Source organism: Exiguobacterium sp. S3, assembly GCF_018617295.1.
GTDB classification, from domain to species: Bacteria; Bacillota; Bacilli; order Exiguobacteriales; family Exiguobacteriaceae; genus Exiguobacterium; species Exiguobacterium profundum.
In genome coordinates this window covers 332,894-351,212 of the sequence record NZ_JACSJW010000003.1, presented here as the reverse complement: position 1 = coordinate 351,212, position 18,319 = coordinate 332,894, and the positions used below count along the sequence as shown (strand labels likewise).

Annotated in this window: 23 protein-coding genes and 1 pseudogene; 15 read left to right on the top strand and 9 right to left on the bottom strand. The window is 47.7% G+C overall.

What is annotated here, in order from left to right:
* Positions 1-16: 16 nt before the first annotated feature.
* From KNO65_RS10615 to KNO65_RS10600, 4 genes are read left to right on the top strand one after another with little or no spacing between them, the layout of a single operon-like run.
* The gene (locus KNO65_RS10615; protein ID WP_214784066.1) at positions 17-496 is read left to right on the top strand and encodes a hypothetical protein; all 480 of its coding nucleotides are present in this window, start codon (positions 17-19) and stop codon (positions 494-496) included.
* Between the two features lie 40 nt (positions 497-536).
* Entirely contained in the window at positions 537-1,604 is a 1,068-nt protein-coding gene (locus KNO65_RS10610) for a saccharopine dehydrogenase family protein (RefSeq protein WP_214784063.1), read from the top strand.
* On the top strand, positions 1,601-2,098 hold the full coding sequence (locus KNO65_RS10605; protein WP_214784060.1) for an NUDIX hydrolase: 498 nt from the start codon (positions 1,601-1,603) through the stop codon (positions 2,096-2,098). Before KNO65_RS10610 ends, KNO65_RS10605 begins: the two co-directional genes overlap by 4 nt.
* A 44-nt stretch (positions 2,099-2,142) precedes the next feature.
* Positions 2,143-2,937, top strand: coding sequence for a GNAT family N-acetyltransferase (locus KNO65_RS10600; protein WP_214784057.1), 795 nt, complete (start codon positions 2,143-2,145; stop codon positions 2,935-2,937).
* A 35-nt stretch (positions 2,938-2,972) separates the two neighbouring features.
* On the opposite strand, the gene KNO65_RS10595 is transcribed toward KNO65_RS10600, so the two are convergent.
* Positions 2,973-3,758 carry an SDR family oxidoreductase gene (locus tag KNO65_RS10595; protein WP_214784054.1) on the bottom strand — a complete coding sequence of 262 codons (786 nt, stop codon included), beginning with the start codon at positions 3,756-3,758 and terminating at the stop codon, positions 2,973-2,975.
* A 74-nt stretch (positions 3,759-3,832) separates the two neighbouring features.
* Positions 3,833-4,147, bottom strand: a complete 315-nt coding sequence (locus tag KNO65_RS10590) for a hypothetical protein (RefSeq protein ID WP_196431405.1) — start codon at positions 4,145-4,147, stop codon at positions 3,833-3,835.
* Positions 4,148-4,289: 142 nt separating this feature from the next.
* Between KNO65_RS10590 and KNO65_RS10585 the strand changes: the two genes are divergently transcribed.
* On the top strand, positions 4,290-4,598 hold the full coding sequence (locus KNO65_RS10585) for a hypothetical protein (protein WP_214784051.1): 309 nt from the start codon (positions 4,290-4,292) through the stop codon (positions 4,596-4,598).
* Positions 4,599-4,786: 188 nt separating this feature from the next.
* On the opposite strand, the pseudogene tnpB reads toward KNO65_RS10585, so the two are convergent.
* Together tnpB and KNO65_RS10575 are read right to left on the bottom strand one after the other, a co-directional pair.
* Positions 4,787-5,875 (bottom strand): annotated as a pseudogene (tnpB, locus tag KNO65_RS10580) (IS200/IS605 family element RNA-guided endonuclease TnpB).
* A gap of 208 nt (positions 5,876-6,083) precedes the next feature.
* Positions 6,084-6,548 carry a GNAT family N-acetyltransferase gene (locus KNO65_RS10575; protein ID WP_214784048.1) on the bottom strand — a complete coding sequence of 155 codons (465 nt, stop codon included), beginning with the start codon at positions 6,546-6,548 and terminating at the stop codon, positions 6,084-6,086.
* A gap of 50 nt (positions 6,549-6,598) precedes the next feature.
* Here KNO65_RS10575 and KNO65_RS10570 point away from each other — a divergent pair, with 50 nt between their 5' ends.
* Positions 6,599-7,387 (top strand): GNAT family N-acetyltransferase, encoded by a 789-nt coding sequence (locus KNO65_RS10570; RefSeq protein WP_078147829.1) that lies wholly within the window; start codon positions 6,599-6,601, stop codon positions 7,385-7,387.
* Positions 7,388-7,735: 348 nt separating this feature from the next.
* The gene (locus KNO65_RS10565; protein WP_078147828.1) at positions 7,736-8,719 is read left to right on the top strand and encodes a M23 family metallopeptidase; all 984 of its coding nucleotides are present in this window, start codon (positions 7,736-7,738) and stop codon (positions 8,717-8,719) included.
* A gap of 44 nt (positions 8,720-8,763) precedes the next feature.
* On the opposite strand, the gene KNO65_RS10560 is transcribed toward KNO65_RS10565, so the two are convergent.
* Positions 8,764-9,309, bottom strand: a complete 546-nt coding sequence (locus KNO65_RS10560) for a TraR/DksA C4-type zinc finger protein (protein WP_078147954.1) — start codon at positions 9,307-9,309, stop codon at positions 8,764-8,766.
* A 152-nt stretch (positions 9,310-9,461) separates the two neighbouring features.
* On the opposite strand from KNO65_RS10560, the gene KNO65_RS10555 reads away from it, so the two are divergent.
* From KNO65_RS10555 to KNO65_RS10540, 4 genes are read left to right on the top strand one after another with little or no spacing between them, the layout of a single operon-like run.
* Positions 9,462-9,986 carry a GrpB family protein gene (locus KNO65_RS10555; RefSeq protein ID WP_214685232.1) on the top strand — a complete coding sequence of 175 codons (525 nt, stop codon included), beginning with the start codon at positions 9,462-9,464 and terminating at the stop codon, positions 9,984-9,986.
* 57 nt (positions 9,987-10,043) lie between these two features.
* The gene (locus KNO65_RS10550; RefSeq protein WP_214784045.1) at positions 10,044-10,340 is read left to right on the top strand and encodes a hypothetical protein; all 297 of its coding nucleotides are present in this window, start codon (positions 10,044-10,046) and stop codon (positions 10,338-10,340) included.
* A 2-nt stretch (positions 10,341-10,342) separates the two neighbouring features.
* Entirely contained in the window at positions 10,343-10,816 is a 474-nt protein-coding gene (locus KNO65_RS10545; RefSeq protein ID WP_168169880.1) for a GNAT family N-acetyltransferase, read from the top strand.
* Positions 10,817-10,820: 4 nt separating this feature from the next.
* Positions 10,821-11,123, top strand: coding sequence for a hypothetical protein (locus tag KNO65_RS10540; protein WP_214784043.1), 303 nt, complete (start codon positions 10,821-10,823; stop codon positions 11,121-11,123).
* Positions 11,124-11,162: 39 nt separating this feature from the next.
* Here the strand turns inward: KNO65_RS10540 and KNO65_RS10535 are convergent, their stop codons facing one another.
* The 3 genes from KNO65_RS10535 to KNO65_RS10525 all read right to left on the bottom strand — a co-directional run bounded on the left by KNO65_RS10535 (position 11,163) and on the right by KNO65_RS10525 (position 14,574).
* Entirely contained in the window at positions 11,163-12,020 is an 858-nt protein-coding gene (locus KNO65_RS10535) for a pirin family protein (RefSeq protein ID WP_214784040.1), read from the bottom strand.
* A gap of 105 nt (positions 12,021-12,125) precedes the next feature.
* Positions 12,126-13,391, bottom strand: a complete 1,266-nt coding sequence (locus tag KNO65_RS10530; protein ID WP_078147823.1) for a hypothetical protein — start codon at positions 13,389-13,391, stop codon at positions 12,126-12,128.
* 286 nt (positions 13,392-13,677) lie between these two features.
* The gene (locus tag KNO65_RS10525) at positions 13,678-14,574 is read right to left on the bottom strand and encodes an aldo/keto reductase (RefSeq protein WP_214758025.1); all 897 of its coding nucleotides are present in this window, start codon (positions 14,572-14,574) and stop codon (positions 13,678-13,680) included.
* 148 nt (positions 14,575-14,722) lie between these two features.
* Between KNO65_RS10525 and KNO65_RS10520 the strand changes: the two genes are divergently transcribed.
* The 4 genes from KNO65_RS10520 to KNO65_RS10505 all read left to right on the top strand — a co-directional run bounded on the left by KNO65_RS10520 (position 14,723) and on the right by KNO65_RS10505 (position 16,755).
* Entirely contained in the window at positions 14,723-15,334 is a 612-nt protein-coding gene (locus KNO65_RS10520) for a protein kinase family protein (RefSeq protein WP_214784037.1), read from the top strand.
* Positions 15,335-15,415: 81 nt separating this feature from the next.
* Positions 15,416-15,745, top strand: coding sequence for a four-helix bundle copper-binding protein (locus KNO65_RS10515; protein WP_012727586.1), 330 nt, complete (start codon positions 15,416-15,418; stop codon positions 15,743-15,745).
* 92 nt (positions 15,746-15,837) lie between these two features.
* Positions 15,838-16,350 carry a GNAT family N-acetyltransferase gene (locus tag KNO65_RS10510; protein WP_214784034.1) on the top strand — a complete coding sequence of 171 codons (513 nt, stop codon included), beginning with the start codon at positions 15,838-15,840 and terminating at the stop codon, positions 16,348-16,350.
* 66 nt (positions 16,351-16,416) lie between these two features.
* Positions 16,417-16,755, top strand: a complete 339-nt coding sequence (locus KNO65_RS10505) for a zinc ribbon domain-containing protein YjdM (protein WP_078147819.1) — start codon at positions 16,417-16,419, stop codon at positions 16,753-16,755.
* 37 nt (positions 16,756-16,792) lie between these two features.
* Here the strand turns inward: KNO65_RS10505 and KNO65_RS10500 are convergent, their stop codons facing one another.
* Positions 16,793-18,250 carry an aldehyde dehydrogenase family protein gene (locus tag KNO65_RS10500; protein ID WP_214758030.1) on the bottom strand — a complete coding sequence of 486 codons (1,458 nt, stop codon included), beginning with the start codon at positions 18,248-18,250 and terminating at the stop codon, positions 16,793-16,795.
* Positions 18,251-18,319: the final 69 nt, after the last annotated feature.

The following is an 18,319-nucleotide window of genomic DNA, read 5'->3' as shown; positions in this document are numbered from 1 at the left end:
ATTAGGGGGAGTGCAGATGTGGAATCGTAAAATCGTCACAGCATCCATCGCCTCGCCCGTCTATGCGATTCTGTTAGCGTGTGGGGTCACTATGACGGGTGTACGAGAAAATGGAGGGCTGAGTGGTGTGCTGTGTGACTTCCTTCTGATGACGGTTGCCTATGTAGCGGTCAGTTTTCCGATCATGTTGACCTATGGTGTCGTGACCTCATGGTGCAGTGACTGGTTGGCGAATCGGTTCAGTTCGAAACGATTCAGGTGGTTCACCTCGTTTGCTTTACATATACTATTCGGGCTCGTCTTGTCATGGCTCAGTCTGCTCGCGGCGGTCTTGTTTTACTTGGTGGATTGTCTACTACAGCATCGGGGAGACATAACAAAACCACATACAATGAAAAGTCTGCTCATCCCAATCGGATATTTACTTATTGTAACGGGAAGTGTGTATATCATCGATGTCACCCAAGATCTTTTCGTTCGATTCAACTTCTTTTAGGGAAACGAACAAGGATACATTAACATAAGGAGGGGTAAAAATGAGATGGATGATTTATGGGGCGAATGGCTATACGGGTGAGCTGATTGCACGACAAGCCGCTCGTGACGGAATGCGTCCGGTTCTTGCCGGACGAAACGCAAGAGCGATTCATCGCCTAGGAGATGAACTGGGTTGCGAAACATCGATTTTCGCATTGAGTCGTGAAGCCGCAATCGAGGCGCTTCACGATGTAGATTTAGTCCTTCATTGTGCAGGTCCTTTCACGGATACGAGCCAAGTGATGATCGAGGCATGTCTAGAGACAGGTACGCATTACTTAGATATTACCGGGGAAATCGACGTGTTCGAATATGTCCATTCTAAACAGCGAGTGGCTCAAGCCAAAGAACGTGGTGTGATTTTATGCTCGGGTGTCGGATTTGATGTCATTCCGACCGACTGTGTCGCGCGGAAATTAAAAGAGTTGATACCGGATGCGACAACACTCGCTCTTGGCTTTTCGGCGGCAGCCGGCATCTCACCAGGAACCATGAAGACGGCCGTTCGTGGACTAGGGTCGAGTAGTGTGGAACGTGTGAACGGCAAATTATCATCATTTCCAATTGGGGCAAAGCGGAGAACGATTGATTTTGGTCGCGGAAGCCGTACCGCCATTGCGATTCCGTGGGGAGACGTTTCGACCGCCTACTACACGACGGACATTCCGAATATTACGACTTGGGTTCCTGTACCGACAGCGGCCGCCTATGCTGCTCGCGCTTTGTCATGGTTCAGCCCGATTCTCGGAAAAGAGGCCGTGCAGGAACGATTGCTCCGTTATGTCGACGAAAACGTATCGGGACCAGACGAGGCTGTACGTGAAAAATCATCGACGTACGTATGGGGCGAAGCAACGAATGAGGAAGGACGAAAAGTAGTCGTCCGTATTCAAACGGCAAGTACGTATGCCTTCACCGTGTACGGGGCGCTCGCCGTCGTCAAGCGGTTGCTCGGTTCGGGTGGGATGCTTGCCGGAAGCTTTACACCAGCCATGCTATTCGGATCTCACTTTATCGAAGAGATTCAAGGTTCCTCTTCGTTCGTGATTGATGAGATTCGTCCATGAATCGAGAAGTATGGGATTTACTCGACGAAAACCGGCAACCGCTCGGTCGAACGCACTTTCGTGGGGATGAATTAGAGCCGCATACGTTTCACACGGTCATCGAAGTGTTCACGTTCGATCCAGATGGGAGATTATTGCTGTCGAAGCGTCATCCGGATAAGACGTATCCGCTTCTTTGGGAAGGGACGGGCGGCTCGATTTTGGCTGGGGAAACGAGTCGACAAGGTGCGGTCCGTGAGCTAAAAGAAGAGTTGGGACTATATGTATTGCCTGAGCAACTCCGGTTCGTGACAACGATTAAGCGGGGCACATATTTCTTGGATATGTATTGTCTCGTGTGCGAGAAACCAATCGACTTCGAACAACTGTCACTGCAAGCAGATGAAGTCGTCGATGTGACGTTACAAGAATGGGAAACAGTCCTTGAGTGTGTAGAACTTGTTCCTTCTGTCCGGGAACGGCTGATTCAATACGGTCATCTCATCCGACCGTGAACATATGCTACACTCAACATGGAATATACAAGGGAGGGAAGAGCGTGAAACGTTTAGAATTGGCAAGGCGTATCGAACGCATCAAAGCAGAGGGGACGTCTGCTTACATTCGACATCGTAAACAAACCCCTCCCTATGAAGGTGCGGAACTACACGTAGAAGGAAAAGGGCATGTGTTCAAAATGGGAAATATGAGTTTTGCGGTCGGATTTGGATTGAATCGGCCGACAAGCTTTTACGACCTGCATCAAATGGAAAAATGGGTACGCGGGAAAAATGTCTCGCGTCTACATATTGAGGTTTGTCCATTAGCGGAAGACTCCTTGCTCCGCTTATTGCAAGAACGTAACTACACGCTCGATCATTTTTTGGACGTATGGACGTTGGATTTGACACAGCATGCCTCCACATCTGTACCGACTCAGGTCGAAAAAGTGAAGGATGAGACACTCCATGAGTGGGCATACGCCGTTGCAGCTGGATTCGCCGAGTCGGGCACAATCCTTCAAGAGACGATCGATACAGCCAAAGGCTTTTACGCACTACCGAGTAATCATGCTTATCTCGTGCGAGAAGAGGATGCTGTCGTAGCGGGTGGCATTTTAGCCACGCAAGACGGGATTGGAGAGTTGTTTCTGACGAGCACCGTTCCGACGTATCGGCAAAAAGGGTACCAGACACAACTTATTTTGGAACGAATTGCCGAAGCGAAAGCACTTGGATGCAATCTGTTGACGGTCACGACGAAAGTCGATTCGGCATCCGGTCGCAATATGGAGCGGCTAGGGTTTCAGCCGTTCTATCAAAAAGCGGTCATGAAAAGTCCAATCCTTAAATAAGCAGGTCGCCTCGGGTGAGGTGACCTGCTTTTCGATTACAAGAGCGATTCAGCCCCATCGACGTATACTTCAGAGCCGGTCACGTGGCTCGACATGTTGCTCGCGAAAAATAAGACGACATCGGCGACTTGTTTCGCGGAGCCCGATTTTCCGGCAAGCGGTTGATTCCCAAGTGGATATTCGATTGGAATGACGACTTCTTCGAGCAACGCATCGTCTCGATTGGTCGAATCGTCAATATTCGTATCGATGGCCCCGGGACAGATGGAATTGACACGAATCCCGAATTGAGCGAGTTCCGCAGCAGCCATTTTCGCAAAGCCGGTTTGACCTGCTTTCGTCGTCGCGTAGCCACTGAATCCGAAATTTTTAAAATAGCGGTTCCCGTTAATCGATGAAGTGATAATGATACTCCCGCCATTCTCTTTCAAATGGGGAATAGCATGTTTGACGGTCAAAAAGGTTCCCGTGAGGTTCGTCTCCACCACGCCATTCCAATCATCCAATGATAAATGTTCGATTGGTGTGATGGTCCCGTTTCGACCGGCGTTAGCGAAGACGATATCGAGTTGACCAAATCGTTCCATTGTCCGTTTGTAGGCCTCTTTCATTGCAGATTCATCTGACACATCTGCACTGATGCCGATGGCGCGTTCTTCCCCGACAAGGCTTGCGAGACGCATCGTATCTTCTTCATTCAAATCGACAATGGCGACTTTCGCTCCGGCTTGAATGAAGCGGGTGACCGCGGCACGTCCGATTCCGGAGGCTGCCCCGGTCACAAAAGCTACTTTTCCAGATAGTAATTTATTTGAAATCAATCCGATCACTCCTTTTTTATGATTCTGTTCTCATATTCCACAGTTCTGGAAAAGTTACGCTTCATTTCAAAAAATCATGGAGCGTTGACTTCGATGGTGCGTGCGATGTTCAAATTAGAATCCGTCGGGATGACCTCGATTGTCACTAGTTGTCCGCTCTGTAACCCTTGTACGCTATTGACGATGCCGGTGACTTCGGTTTGATCATTGATCAAGACGACGCGCAATGTGACTTCTTCCGAGGATCCGGTAGATTCAATCAATATTTGGGGGATATCGACTCGTTCAATCTGTCCCTCGACTAAGTTGTCATTCCACGTGCTCATCCAATAAACGGCGACTAAAAAAAGACCGAGAAAGATTAAAGCAAAGGTTAATCGTGAACGCATGCACACCTCACTCCTTTGTTGTCCCGTTTCGCATCTTGTCTAATTTACCTTTACCCGGAAATTCTCTCGTTACTTGAAAAAATAGTAGGAATCACAAGAAAAATGGGGAATAGAAAGGAAAACGAAAAGGTGAGGTGTGGGCATGTGGATGATGGTTAGTGCGCTAGGATTGGTTGCTTGTGTATGGATCGCGTTCGGTTGGTTCACCATTGGTAATGCAAAGCGACGGGTATGGGGAGGTCTTTTTTCACTCAGTATGACTTGCCTGTTCGCACCGCTCTTCCTCGTGAAACTGGGAGAACAGTATGGATTTGTTGGGATTCAAGTAGGGTTGACCGCTTTATTCGGCGTACTCGCAGGTGCATTTTTCTTTGTGGCACTCGGATGGACAGGACGCCCGGCGAAAGTTCGAAAAGTGAGAACGTTATCGGAAGACCCTGATTTATTTTGAAGCATGACTTACCACTCCTACGGTATAATGCGGTCATAATGATGTTACGAGGGAGTGGGGATCATGAGTGAACTACTCGCCACTTATTTGCTTCACAAATTGAAGTGGGAGCTTCTTGGGAAGACCGTGCTCTTACCAGCCACGGTTATTTACCAAGCTCGTCGGACAGTCCCTGCCCTGAAGGGTTGTCAGTCGGCTAACATCAACAGGTTGATGCTCGCGTTGATGTCACGGTCATGGTGCGCGCCACAAGCACACGTCCATTCGCGGACATCTAATTTTTTCTTCTCGCCTTTTACTCCGCAAGTAGAACAGATCTGCGTCGATGCGTACCAGGGGTCTGCTTTAATCAGTGTTCGTCCGTAGAATCTTGATTTGTATTCGAGTTGCCGGACGAACTCGTACCAACTGACATCCCCGATGGACTTCGCTACCTTGTGATTCTTCATCATGTCCTTCGATGTCAATGTCTCCACGACGATGACTTGGTTCTCGTCAACGATCCGTCTCGACAGTTTGTGAAGGAAGTCCTGGCGTTGGTTGGCGATCTTTTCGTGTTTCTTGGCCAGAAGTAATGTGGCTTTTTCACGATTCGTGCTACCGATTTTCTTACGTGACAGCGCCCGCTGTGCTTTCTTGACCTTTTCTTCGGACTTACGAAAAAAACGTGGGTTTTCGATCTTCTCCGAGACCATCGCATCGTTCGTCATGATAGCGAAATGGTCCAAACCGAGATCGATCCCGACCTTGTTCTCGGCTGGGATCCATGGTTCATCGTCCTGTTCGACGAGGAGGGAGACAAAGAACTTGCCTGTCTTGGTCATCGAGACCGTCGCCGACCGGATGACGCCCTCGAACGGGCGATGTTATGTGAACCGCACGAACCCGACCTTCGGCAGCCGAACCTTGCCCGCCTCGATGCGGATCGTACCGCGCTGGTTGTTCGTCGTGTAGGAGGCGCGCGACCGCCGTCTCGATTTGAAGTTCGGGAAGCCGCCCGTCCCGGCGAAGAACTTTGCGAACGCGGTGTCGAGGTTCAGCTTCGCGTTCGCGAGCGCGAGGCTGTCCGCCTCGGCGAGGAAGGGGAACAGGGGCTTGTAGGAGGCGGGTGTCGCCGGTTTCCGTCTCGTTCCGGTCCCCGCTTTCGCCTCCTCGCGGATGGCGATGCGGTCCTCGAGCAGCTTGTTGTAGATGAACCGGGCGCAGCCGATCGTCTTGATGAGGAACTCGGCCTGTACAGGCGTCGGGTGAAGCCTATATTTGTAGCCTTTCAGCATGTCCGTCCCTCTCCCTCCAGCAGATCGTGATATGTCTTCCTCATCCGATACCCGCGGAGGGGGAGGGAGAATCTGACGGAATCACGAACTTTTGTTCGTCATATCTGTCACAGGGGGAAAAGATGTTTGGACCGGGCGATTCATCTCCCACCTACGCTGGGCTTCGCCCCGAGACGCTTAGAGGAGGGAGAATTCTCGCCTACTTCTGTTAAATCGTTAAGGAAAGAATACGTTGTTCGCCAATCGGTCCACCGATTCGACGTCCGGTATCGCTCCACCCAACGTTCGTATAAAGGGAGAAAGCGGCTTCGTTTTTCAGATTGACCGACAGGACGATTTCACGAATGTGAGGGAAATGTTGCTTTACGAACTGCGGAAGTGCTTGGAGTGCCGCTTTAGCGTAGCCTTTCCCTTGGTCCTCATGGTTAATAGCAAAGGCGGAGAAGAGCAAAGCATTCGACTCGGTCGTATAGGAAATGACGCGTTCGTTGTCATGCAGTAAGAACATCCCGACTGGTTTCGATGCGACGATGACAATCGGATGAACGCCATCAGGTAATGGATCATCCATGTCTTTGGGCAGGGTCGTATACTTTTCTTGGTCCGTCGGTAGTACGAACGTATTGAGAATCGATTGATGCGTATCATTTCGATATTCGAGCGTAATTTTCATAAGGAGTCTCCTTCGGGCTTTATTGATTTTCATTCAGAAAGGAGAATTATATGTCGACACAGTTTACATACCGTCAAAATCCACCATTACAAGATTTATACCGCGCGTTTATGAGCGGTTTTTCTGATTATATTATTCCGTTTCAATTTGATGAGCAGACTTTCGAAGATGTTTTTCTTGTTCGTGATCAAAATCAGCCGTCCCGTTCCATTGTAGCCTATGATGGTGAAGAACCTGTCGGTGTCGTGTTAACCGGGATTGCACATCTTGATTCAGGATGGCAGACACGTTGTGGTGGGCTTGCTGTCGCCCCACATGTCCGAAAAGCAGGAGTCGCGACCGAATTGATGAAACGATTTGAAGAGGCGGCAGTAGGCACTCGTTTACTCGAAGTCATTCAAGGCAATGATGCGGCAGTGTCTCTCTATGAACGACTAGGTTACGAAACGACTCGAGAAATTCTCTACTTCCAAGCGGTGTCATTAGAAACGAACGCAGACATGACGTATGAACCGATTCAAACGTTATTTGATGAGTTGTATCCGGCGGCGAGTCACGTTCCGATTTGGCAACGCGATGTGCGCGTGACCCAACAAGCTGCTGAGTTAGTGAAAGTCGTAGAAGGGAATCGAATAGGATTTTTGTTATACCGCGATCACGTCTTGCTCGATGTTTTTGGACAAGCAGAAGAAGCGGAATGGCTATTGCGGGCGGCCGCGAGCCGATCGCCACTTCATGTCACGTTGACATCAGACCGTCCTGAATGGGTCGAAGCGGCACGACGATTGGGATTTGTCCAAGACGAGATTGCCCAATTTGAAATGGTGAAGGACGCTTGATGAAGCGGTTGTTGGTCATCTGTATCATTGCGCTGATTAGTGGAAATACCGCGACCCTGATTGCGCTGACAACAAATCTTTCACCCGACCTGTCGCGAGGTATACTAGTAGTTAGTGTGAGTGTAACACTCCTTTCCATCGGTGGTATCGTCTGGGTGGGATACTATACAAAAAAACGCTAGTGAAATCCTTGTGAAGTGACACTTGAAAATATCACATCATGCTGTCATGTATGACATGAAAATGAAAAACTTCATATATTGAATTTTTTAACCCCCAGTGGTATATTCGCACATGTAGCTTTTTTGAAGCTCATGAATGTATTAATTTGGAGGGTTTATTATATATATGTGGAAACAACTCATCATGACAGCGGGTGTTGGTGTTCTCTTATTCCAAGGACAAATCGCATCTGCCGACAACATGTCCCCGCAAGACCTCGTTCAAACGGAAAAGTCATTGCAACAAACGGAGCAGCAGGTTAAAGATACGAAACAATCCATTCACGCCATTCAAACGAAGTTGAAGCAAGTCGACCATAAGGCGGAGGCATTGCGAGATAAAATTGAAGGAACTTCTAAAGAATTAGAAGAAGTGGAGGAGTCACTCATTCCTGCAGAACAGTCGCTCTTCGCAAAAGTCGTTTCTTCGGTGTTGCCGAGTGCGAAAGCGGAAGCCGCTGAAGCGGAAGAAGCACATCAAGAGCTTGTTGAAAAGAAAAACCAAGCAAATGAAGCATTGGAGCAACTGAAAGAAGAACAAGAGCAAATTGAAGCGACACGTCAAGACGTGAAAGCGTCATATGACGAAAAGTCGAAACAATATAAGAAACAAACGAATCAGTTGAGTGATTTAAAGAAACGGTATGAAGCGATGGCACCCGATCGGTTCTTAATGCCGGCGGAAGGTCGCCTCTCTCAAGGGTTCGGTTCGGCGAGTGGACAGTTCGGATACACATTCCATAACGGTCTCGATATTGCTGCCAAAACAGGTACACCTGTATACGCCGCGGAAGCTGGAAAAGTGACAAAAGTCAGCTCCAGTGGACCTTATGGAAACCACATACAAATCGAACACAACGTAGACGGTCAAAAATGGACGACCGTGTATGCACACTTGCACAAAGTGGATGTCAAGACAGGTCAGTCAGTACGCCAAGGCGAACCGATCGGTCAAATCGGAAACACGGGCAACTCGTCAGGTCCGCACTTACACTTTGAGATTTATAAAGGGGACTACAATTTCTCGGCTAGTTCAGCTGGGAATGCCGTCGACCCGATGAAACTGGCGGAGCGCCTCGGTGGTGCTTCTCCGGTAAAAGCCACGTTTTAAGCAGACAGATGCCCTGAGCCTCTCGAATGAGGTCAGGGCATTTTTTACTGTTCGCGCGTCGGATCGTGGTTGCCTTCGCTGTCGGCAATCGTATCTGAGCTTCCGTAGTCTTCTACTTGGGAGAAGGCGTCCGTTTTTTGACCAGGTTGATCCGTTCCGTCTAACTCTTTGCGTCGAGCTGTCTCATTAGGGTTCAACACGTCTTCTTCAACCGGTCGATCGACTTCATGCGCGTGTTCTTCCTCTTCTTGTGCCCGGGCGTGTTCGATGCAAAGGGTGGCTTCTGGAATGACTTCCAGACGGTCTAGTTCAATGTCTTTCCCACACACCTCACATTGTCCATATGTCCCATTCTGAATGGCTAATAGCGCCTTATCGACGTCACTCAAGAACTCTTCATCGAGCTCATTAAGGGCTTGGTCTCGTTCTCGTAAAAAGAGCTCTTCGCCCGAGTCGGCAGGGTGGTTGTCGTAATGAGAGAGCTCTCCTTCATCATATGTCTCTTCCCGATTATCCATGTATCCTTCGGTTTTTGCTTTTTCTTTCAATAATCGTTTTTTAAACGTTTCGATTTGTTCTTCAGTCAACATATCCATTCACTCTCCAGTTCTCAAGTCATTAATATAAGGTTTCCCATTTTATTTGTGTACAAACCATTTGAAGTGGAATCCCTCATGTCGAGCGATGTTTAGAAAGGGTATGATGAGAATAAAGAGTTCTTTTAAAAAAGGAGGAACGAATCATGAGAAAAGTCGAAGTAGTGAAATACAATCCAGAATGGAATCAAAAGTTTGAAGAAGAGGCTGGTAAATTGAGTCGGTTATTCGAAGAGGAGCTTGTCGCGATCCATCACATTGGAAGTACATCGGTCGAAGGATTGGCGGCAAAACCAATCATCGACATGATGCCGGTCGTACGGGACATCGAACGAGTCGATGACTACACGGAGCGGATGGAGGCACTCGGGTACCGTGGACTTGGTGAATATGGGATTCCGAAGCGTCGCTATTTCCGTAAAGGAGAAGAAGAACGGACGGTTCACGTGCATGTGTTTGAAGAAGGGAATCCGGATGTCATAAGACACCTTGCCTTCCGGGATTACTTGCGAGCTTATCCTGACGTTCGCGATGCGTATGGTGAGCTGAAGCTTCAACTTGCGGCACAGCACCCAGAAGACATGGAAGGATACATTCAAGGAAAGCATGACTGGGTCATCGAGACGGAACGGTTGGCGACGAAGTGGTATAAAGAAAATCAAGACGTGTGAAACCTTTTTATGGAAATGGTCGTATAATACATCAAACCTTGAAGGGGGAGATGTCGTGTGAAACGATTTCTCGGGAAATGTGTGGAATATGCTTTGGCCGCACTTGTTTTCGTCGGTCTGTTCTTTGTCCTCCGCGCGATTGCCGGAGACTCGGACAAAGGGTACATGTTGACATTGCTCGGTACATTTTTTCTCGTCTTACCTAGTTCGCTCTTGATTGGTTACTTTTTGGCCCGTCCGCTTCAACGTCGCCTAAATGGGAAAGAAACGGAGGCTTCGAGTGAGCATACGTTGCGCGGAACTGAAAAACCGCACGGTGTAAACGAAGATCGAAACCATTCAAACTATACCTGATGATGGAGATCACATTTATCCCTACGATTGATGCCCGTCTCATCGCACGGTTGAATCGTTCCATCCATGAGCATCACGTCCATATGAATCCGACCTTTTTTGCGGAGTATGAGGAAGAGAAGATGTACGAAGCCTTTTCGACACTGATTGGAAGACCCGGCCATCACTATATGGTGATGCAGCTTGAAGCAACTCCAATCGGTTACATATGGTTCGAAGAGAAAGTGGGTGAGGCGAACGCGTTTCGTCAAGCTGTTCGCGTGGTGTATGTTCATCACATCAGTATCGACCCCATGTATCAACGGAACGGTTACGGTCGACGTGTGATGGAATGGATGGAGCAATGGGCGCTTGACCACCAATTCAGATCGATTGAACTAGATTACTGGATGAGTAATACGGATGCCGCCTCGTTTTATGGCGAAATCGGGTTCACCCCAAAACGTCAGATTGTTATGAAAAAATTGGAGGAATAACATGATGGAATTACTCACAATTGGATTAGGAATTCTCGGAGTTCTGTCGTTAGGTTGGTTCTTTTATAGTTACTGGCTCGGATATAAGAGTGGCAATATCGTCATGACCCTCGATGAGCACTATACAAAACTAGAAGAGTACGTACCTGCTATCTTGTCGAAACTATACGAAGATGGAAAGAGCGCTCACTACCTTGGCGACCGCAAGTTTGAAGTGGAGGGCAAGCGTTACGTTCTCGTCGAACGGACTGTCCCGATCGGTCATGTTCCAACACAACAGACGGTCCTACAACCAGATCGATCATAATCAGAAAAGGGAGCTCTCTAGTCGAGAGGCTCCCTTTGTTTATTTGACGGCTGGGGGACCGAACCCGCCGCTATGATAATCGCGGAAAGCTTGGCGGATTTCTTCTTCCGTGTTCATCACGAATGGACCATGCGCAATATAGTCTTCGCGAATCGGTTTTCCGGAATAGATGAGCACCCATGTACGCGTCGTGGCCTTCAGTTGAAGTGTGCTCATCGCTTCAGATGTTTCATCGAACGTCAGTGTCGCCACATCAGTTTTACTGAGCGGGATTTTGGAAGACCCAACTTCAATTGAACCAGCGAGTACGTACAAAAAGCTGTTATGATTCGCAGGCAAGATGTGTTCGTATTCGCCACCTTCTTTCAGCGTTATTTCTGTCATCGTGATGGGGACGAGACTTTCCATCGGCCCTTTTACACCCGCGATTTCGCCGGAATAGACACGAAGCTGCCCGCCGTCGAAAGGAACGAGGGGTGCGTCCTCGACGTATACGTTCTGATAGGAAGTGGTTGTTGTTTTTAACGACTTCGGCAAATTCAACCAGAGCTGCAGCGTATGGATCAAATCATCGTCGACCGCTTCTTCGGCGTGTCTAGCGGCCCATCCGGCGTTCATATACTGAACATCACCGGCGTCCAAAATCGAATGTCCCCCATGATTATCAATATGTTCTAGACGACCATCGATGACATACGTGATTGTTTGAAACCCACGATGGGGATGGTCCGAAAACGTCCCACGCTTGAACCAGTCTTCTGCCATCAAAATAAATGGATCGAACTCCTCTTTTTGTTCTGGAGGTAACACCCAGCCCTGTTGCACATGGGGATACCCGTTTTGTCGATAGGAGACGCGCCAATGATGGTTCACGTCACGTATAAATGGATTTGTCACAAAGATTCACTCCTTTCTCTTCCTATCTTCCCAAAAAATATGTCTCATCGTACTATATTTGCTTCATGAATATGCAAAAAGACAGACGCATTCGCATCTGTCAGATTAAGTGTTTTGTTCAAACAGGTTATACCACTTGATGGCATCCTCACGTAGTAGCTTAAAATGGGCGCCTGTCTCTGAATTGGTCACGTACACATCTGCACCATCATAGCTAACATCAAACGTTTGGGCGCATATCCCTTGAAATAGGGTCACATAAGGTGTGGAAGCGGTCTTGCCTGCATAGGCGGTCGCGTTAGCTCGTTTGATGGCGCCAAAAATAAATTCCATTTCATCTTGACCGACATGTTGTAGGAAGGAGGCATCTTTTGATTCCGTTCCAAGGAGTGCCAAGTCATGAAAAATGACATGACGTTGACTACTTAATTTGTCGTGAATTTGTTCACTCAATTCTTTTCCATACAACAACTTAGGTTCATGATACGTCAAGGAGACGTTCTGACGATGGGCCGTTCCGTTTTTCATGAACGTAAAACTGTAGAGTGGATACTCGTGACCCGGTACAAGAACCGAAGGGAGTTGCGGAGCTGTTTTGGCTCCGAACATTTGTGAAATATGCGCTTCTTTCGGTCGCAATACTTCTTGATAGTCATTTTGATCTCGGCTCGTATAAATCGCGTATTGTAACACCTCATCAGACTTTTCTGTCCCGAGCCCGAGTGACAAATAGGGATGCCTTGTTGATTCGACAGGAATGACGAGGCGGTCTTTGGCTTCGGACGATGTAAAGGTCAGTTCAAATTCACCACTGAAAGGCATCGTGATATGGAAAAGTGTATGCTCGATCCCTTTTCTTTCTGGATAGGGCTCATTACCTATCGGCTTTTTCATCTCTTGTGCGAAATGCTCATATTCATGGGGCTCAGCAAATCGGAATTTCGGAACATCCGGATAAGGTTCGGCCGTATATTGAACATCGTTTAAACTTTCAGGAAGCGTGTTAATTTCGGTGGCATATGTGACGGAATCGAGTTGACATTGGACATATGATTTATCTTCGACAGTGAAAAAAGTTGCGGTTGGAAAAGAAGATTCGGTGGCGGCATTAGTCAACGGTTGGTTCAATGTGACCGTCCCGAGCCAATGTCTTTCACCACTTGGAATTCTTTGAATCGCGTTGTCAGGCTGACATAACTCGATAATCGCTGCACGATCCGATTCGGGCATTTCAATTTGTTGTCCGTTTGGTAACAGGGCACGTCCTTGATAATATTCAGGAGCGGGTTGGAGTCGGAGTGCGCGTTCTTCCTCGCATCCGAATAAGAAAAACAGGATGACGAGGGTACTGAAAATCAGGTACTTTTTCACATCGGTACTCTCCTTCGATGAATCACTTTCACCATTCTAGCACCAATTTTTTGTGACTTTAGTCTTAGGAAAATTAATTTGTTATTTCGAAAAAAAATCAAAAAAACCGTCCAACTTGAACTGGACGGGGTATAAAACCATTTATGACTTATTTTTACTTTTTAACTTTTTTTGTATGTCGATTTTTGACGAAAAAACGTTGATATTACGAGACATTGAAAAAAGCCGATTATTCTTCTAAATTATCACTTTATAATTCAGTGGGATTTATTTGATGAAGTTTCCTTCAATCAACATCTCGACCGCGTGCCGCCTTCAAAATTTCGAACCATTCTTCACGAGTGAGGTCGATTTGAAGGGCGTCGACTCCTGTCTGAACGCGCTCGATTTTTCCGGATCCGATAATCGGCATAATGTTCGCAGGGTGTTTGACGAGCCATGCATACACAATCGAATCAATTCCGCTTGCATTGTGACGTGCACGAATTTCCTCGAGTTTTTCACGAAGGGGTGCATACTGTTCATCTTTGAAGAGTTGACCACCGGCTAGTGGACTCCAAGCCATAAGTGGCATTCGTTTTTCGTGACACAAATCGACCGATCCATCCTCAAAATGTTTCAATTGCATCGGAGAGAGTTCGAGTTGATTCGTCACAAGTTGGAATGGAAGGCGAGATTGAAGCAAGTTCTGTGTAGCCGGAACATGGTTAGATACACCGAATTCACGTACTTTACCACTATCGCGCAAGATGATGAAGGCTTCGGCAACTTCATCCGGATTCATCAGCGGATCTGGACGGTGGATGAGTAATGTATCAATGTGGTCAATGGCCAACTCTTTTAATGAACGCTCTGCTTGCGCGATGATATGCTCTTTTGTCGTATCGTAATAATTGAGTGTTTGACCTGGGTTGAATGACCCCGTCAATTTAATTCCTGTCTTTGTGACGATCTCCATTTGATCTCGGAGTTCAGGCTTTAACTTTAAGGCTTCTCCAAATAAACCTTCACATGTGTAACCGCCATAAATGTCTGCATGGTCGAATGTCGTGATGCCAAGCTCGAGACATTGTTCGATGAATGTGAGGCGTTCCTGTGGGGTCATGTCCCAATCAGCGAGACGCCACATTCCATGGACGATGCGTGAGAATGATAATTCTTCTGTCAAAGCGATGCGTTGCATAGTAACTCCTCCTTGGTTGTCAGTCGCTCTCCATTATACGTCTTACGAGAAAAGACGTCACTTGTCACCTACTCAAGCAGTTTTGGCGTCAAATGAGCTTGTATGCGCTATGATGAGAGGGAAGAGAAATAGGAAAGAGGCGTGGCAGATGAGTGACTATGAACAATATGCGGACGTCACCTTCGAACAGGTGGGTGACTCGTTTCAAGTAGCCGCGATGCACCCAGATCTTCGATTACATGGAATTGGACGAAGTGCGGCCGTGTTTCGTTTAAAGGAAAAGAATCGTGTCATTAAAGTGTTCTTTCCAGGCTATGAACAAATCGCAACCGAAGAAGCAGCAATCTATAAAAAACTAAAGGGACTCCCTTACTTTCCGAAGTGCTATGAGTGCGGTGCGTCATATATCGTTATGGATTACATCGAAGGAAAGACGCTATTTGAGTGTCTGACGGAAGGCGTCTGGATTGACCCTTCTTACATCGAGGTAGTGGATGAAGCGCTTCGACAGGCACGGTTATTAGGACTAACGCCATCGGATGTCCACTTGCGTAATATCATTTTGACACCGAACGGACAGATTTTCTTGATTGATTTGGCACGTTTCAGACAAGGGCAACAAATCGATCATCAGTGGGAAGACTTGAAACGAATGTATCGATTATATCGCTATCGTTTCATGCCGAAACAATATGACGAGACATTACTGAATCGAATCGCTTACTTGTATCGCAGGTTCGTGAACGATCCGGATTCTTGAGCCGGATCGTTTTTCTTTTGCCGATTAGGGAACAGGAGTAACGTGTCCGAAATTGCAGAAGAAACGAAAGGGGAATGATGTATGGCTCATCGTATCTATGCGAACGAACTCGAAATGCTCCACGAATGTGTGGAAACGTGCAACTATTGTCTGGAATCTTGTTTAGAAGAAAAAGATGTACAGATGATGGTTGATTGTATCCGACTGGATCGGGAATGTGCCGCTGCCTGTGCGTTTCTTGCGGAAGCGATGACGCGTGATTCGGCATTCGTCCCTGAACTCGCGCGAGCGTGTGCAGTCATCTGTAAAGCATGCGCACAGGAGTGCGGGAAACATAAGCACGCACATTGTCAGGAATGCGCAAGAGTTTGTACAGAATGCGCCTCAATGTGTGACCGCTTGGCCGCATGAGTTGAGTGACCGGTTGATGGGACCGGTCACTTTTTTCGTGTCTTTTGAAGAGGGGATTCGTATAATGAAAAAAACGAAAAGGTGGTATGGGGATGATTCGCAATTGTCGACGAGATGATCTTCAAATGATTTTACATATTTACAATGATGCGATTGTAAACAGTACGGCCGTCTATCACTATCAACCGGTGACGCTCGACAATCGAGTGGCATGGTATGAGGAGAAGAAAGAACAAGATTGTCCAATCATCGTATGGGTCGAGGATGACGTCGTCATGGGGTTTGCGACGTTCGGGCCATTCCGTCCGTGGCCAGCGTACCATTATACGGTCGAGCATTCAGTCTACGTGCATCCCGGTTACCGCGGGAAAGGCATTGGCAACAAACTGTTAAAAGAAATCATCCGTATCGCCGAAGTGAGAGGAATGAAAACGGTGATTGGTGGAATTGACGCATCGAACGTGACGAGTATCCGTGCGCATGAAAAAGTTGGATTCGTTCATTCCGGTACGATTCGAAATGCCGGATATAAATTCGGCAAATGGCTCGATTTATCGTTTTATCAACTTGATTTAGACGGTCCTGCATCGCCTACAGAAGAATGAACGGTCTAGAAAGATGGAGCCACCATACGATATACTGGAACGAGTGAATCGAATGGAGGAAATGGAATGACTGAGTACCCGAATTGCCCTAAATGCCAATCATCTTATGTATACGAGGATGGTCCGTTGCTCGTATGCCCGGAATGTGCATATGAATGGTCACCGCGTGAGGCGGCAGAAGCAGAAGCGGCGTCACAAATCAAAGATGCAAATGGAAATCCGCTTCAAGACGGAGATACCGTCACCGTGATTAAGGATTTAAAAGTGAAAGGGACCTCGCTTGTCGTCAAACAAGGAACGAAAGTGAAGGGGATTCGACTAGTGGAAGGTGACCATGACATCGATTGTAAAATCGAGGGACTTGGTGCGATGAAACTGAAGTCGGAGTTCGTGAAGAAAATCTAAAAAAGTGTTTCGGCGAGTTGCCGAAACACTTTTTGTATTACGAGAAGAACGGTTTGTACTCGCGACGTTCATGCATGACGGACACCCATTGAAGCGTCGTGAACTCTTCGAGTACCCATTCACCGTTGAAGCGTCCGAGGCCAGAGTTTTTCTCGCCTCCGAACGGCATGTGCGGTTCATCGTTGACCGACTGATCGTTGACGTGAATCATGCCAGTTTCGACTTTTCGTGCAAAATTGGTTGCACGGTAAACCGAGCCATGGACGGCACCGCTCAATCCGTACGGTAATTCGTTCGAAAGACGGACAGCCTCTTCGTCATCTTTAAACGAAAGGATGACCGCGACAGGACCGAATATTTCGTTTTTCGCGAGCGGCATGTCATTCGTGACGCCACTGAGGACGGTCGGTTCGAGGACGTTGCCGTCCGCTGTCCCGCCAGTATGAACGGTCGCACCGGCATCAACCGTTTTCTCGATTTGGTCTAAGATGCGATCGACTTGATCGTGGTCGATGAGCGGGCCGACTTGCGTATCTTTTTCATTCGGGTTACCTGCTTTCAACTGTTTAACGCGCTCGACATAACGATTCACGAACTCGTCATGAATCGATTCGGCGACGAGGATTCGGTTCGTCGACATACAGATTTGTCCTTGGTGGAAGAACTTGCTGTAGACGGCTGATTCGACGGCACGGTCGAGGTCGGCATCATCGAGAACGACAAACACGTTATTCCCACCGAGTTCAAGTGCTGTTTTCTTCAACAAACGACCTGCCTTTTCTGCAATCCCTTGACCGACCTCGGTCGAACCTGTGAACGAGATGAGGCGCGGGATTGGGTGTTCGACGATGGCGTCCCCGATTTCAGACCCTCGTCCGACGACAACGTTGAGCACACCTTTTGGAAGTCCTGCTTCTTCGAAGAGGGATGCGAATAGGAGACCACCCGTGACCGGTGTCGCAGTGGCCGGTTTGACGACGACCGTATTTCCGGTTGCAAGAGCTGTCACGATTGAACGGACAGCCAAGTGGAATGGGAAGTTCCATGGGCTGATGATGCCGATGACCCCAAGTGGTTTGCGATATACCCGGTTCTCTTTATTCGGCACAATCGATGGTTTGATGAGCCCATCCATACGGAAAGGGAATGTCGCGGCTTCTTTGATGATGGCCATTGATGCGGCGAACTCACTCTCTGCTTTGATGCGTGTACTACCGGACTCTTTCACGAGCCAATCGACGATAAAGTCTTTGTTGTCCATCGTCAGCTGGGCAAACTTCTCAATCAATTCACGGCGTGCTTGTGGAAGCATGTCGGCCCAGTCTGTCTGAGACGCTTTTGCTGCTTCATAAGCACGATTCAAGTCCTCTTCATCCGCTGATTGAATCGAGAAGAGAGTCTCGTTCGAGAATGGATTAACGTTGTCGATCGACTTCTCGCTTGAGCCATTTACCCACTCGCCATTGATGTACATGTTCGTAAAATCTGTATGCATATTTGAACACTCCTTTATTTTTCTTCACCATAAGAAGTATTCACTTGTTTTAGAAAAATAAACATGTCA

Excerpts from the sequence above, each read along its gene's own strand:
- KNO65_RS10615 (WP_214784066.1), top strand. The coding sequence starts at position 17 with ATGTGGAATCGTAAAATCGTCACAGCATCCATCGCCTCGCCCGTCTAT.
- KNO65_RS10610 (WP_214784063.1), top strand. The coding sequence starts at position 537 with ATGAGATGGATGATTTATGGGGCGAATGGCTATACGGGTGAGCTGATT.
- KNO65_RS10605 (WP_214784060.1), top strand. The coding sequence starts at position 1,601 with ATGAATCGAGAAGTATGGGATTTACTCGACGAAAACCGGCAACCGCTC.
- KNO65_RS10590 (WP_196431405.1), bottom strand. The coding sequence starts at position 4,147 with ATGCGTTCACGATTAACCTTTGCTTTAATCTTTCTCGGTCTTTTTTTA.
- KNO65_RS10585 (WP_214784051.1), top strand. The coding sequence starts at position 4,290 with ATGTGGATGATGGTTAGTGCGCTAGGATTGGTTGCTTGTGTATGGATC.
- KNO65_RS10575 (WP_214784048.1), bottom strand. The coding sequence starts at position 6,548 with ATGAAAATTACGCTCGAATATCGAAATGATACGCATCAATCGATTCTC.
- KNO65_RS10570 (WP_078147829.1), top strand. The coding sequence starts at position 6,599 with ATGTCGACACAGTTTACATACCGTCAAAATCCACCATTACAAGATTTA.
- KNO65_RS10565 (WP_078147828.1), top strand. The coding sequence starts at position 7,736 with ATGTGGAAACAACTCATCATGACAGCGGGTGTTGGTGTTCTCTTATTC.
- KNO65_RS10560 (WP_078147954.1), bottom strand. The coding sequence starts at position 9,309 with ATGTTGACTGAAGAACAAATCGAAACGTTTAAAAAACGATTATTGAAA.
- KNO65_RS10555 (WP_214685232.1), top strand. The coding sequence starts at position 9,462 with ATGAGAAAAGTCGAAGTAGTGAAATACAATCCAGAATGGAATCAAAAG.
- KNO65_RS10545 (WP_168169880.1), top strand. The coding sequence starts at position 10,343 with ATGGAGATCACATTTATCCCTACGATTGATGCCCGTCTCATCGCACGG.
- KNO65_RS10540 (WP_214784043.1), top strand. The coding sequence starts at position 10,821 with ATGGAATTACTCACAATTGGATTAGGAATTCTCGGAGTTCTGTCGTTA.
- KNO65_RS10525 (WP_214758025.1), bottom strand. The coding sequence starts at position 14,574 with ATGCAACGCATCGCTTTGACAGAAGAATTATCATTCTCACGCATCGTC.
- KNO65_RS10520 (WP_214784037.1), top strand. The coding sequence starts at position 14,723 with ATGAGTGACTATGAACAATATGCGGACGTCACCTTCGAACAGGTGGGT.
- KNO65_RS10515 (WP_012727586.1), top strand. The coding sequence starts at position 15,416 with ATGGCTCATCGTATCTATGCGAACGAACTCGAAATGCTCCACGAATGT.
- KNO65_RS10510 (WP_214784034.1), top strand. The coding sequence starts at position 15,838 with ATGATTCGCAATTGTCGACGAGATGATCTTCAAATGATTTTACATATT.
- KNO65_RS10505 (WP_078147819.1), top strand. The coding sequence starts at position 16,417 with ATGACTGAGTACCCGAATTGCCCTAAATGCCAATCATCTTATGTATAC.
- KNO65_RS10500 (WP_214758030.1), bottom strand. The coding sequence starts at position 18,250 with ATGCATACAGATTTTACGAACATGTACATCAATGGCGAGTGGGTAAAT.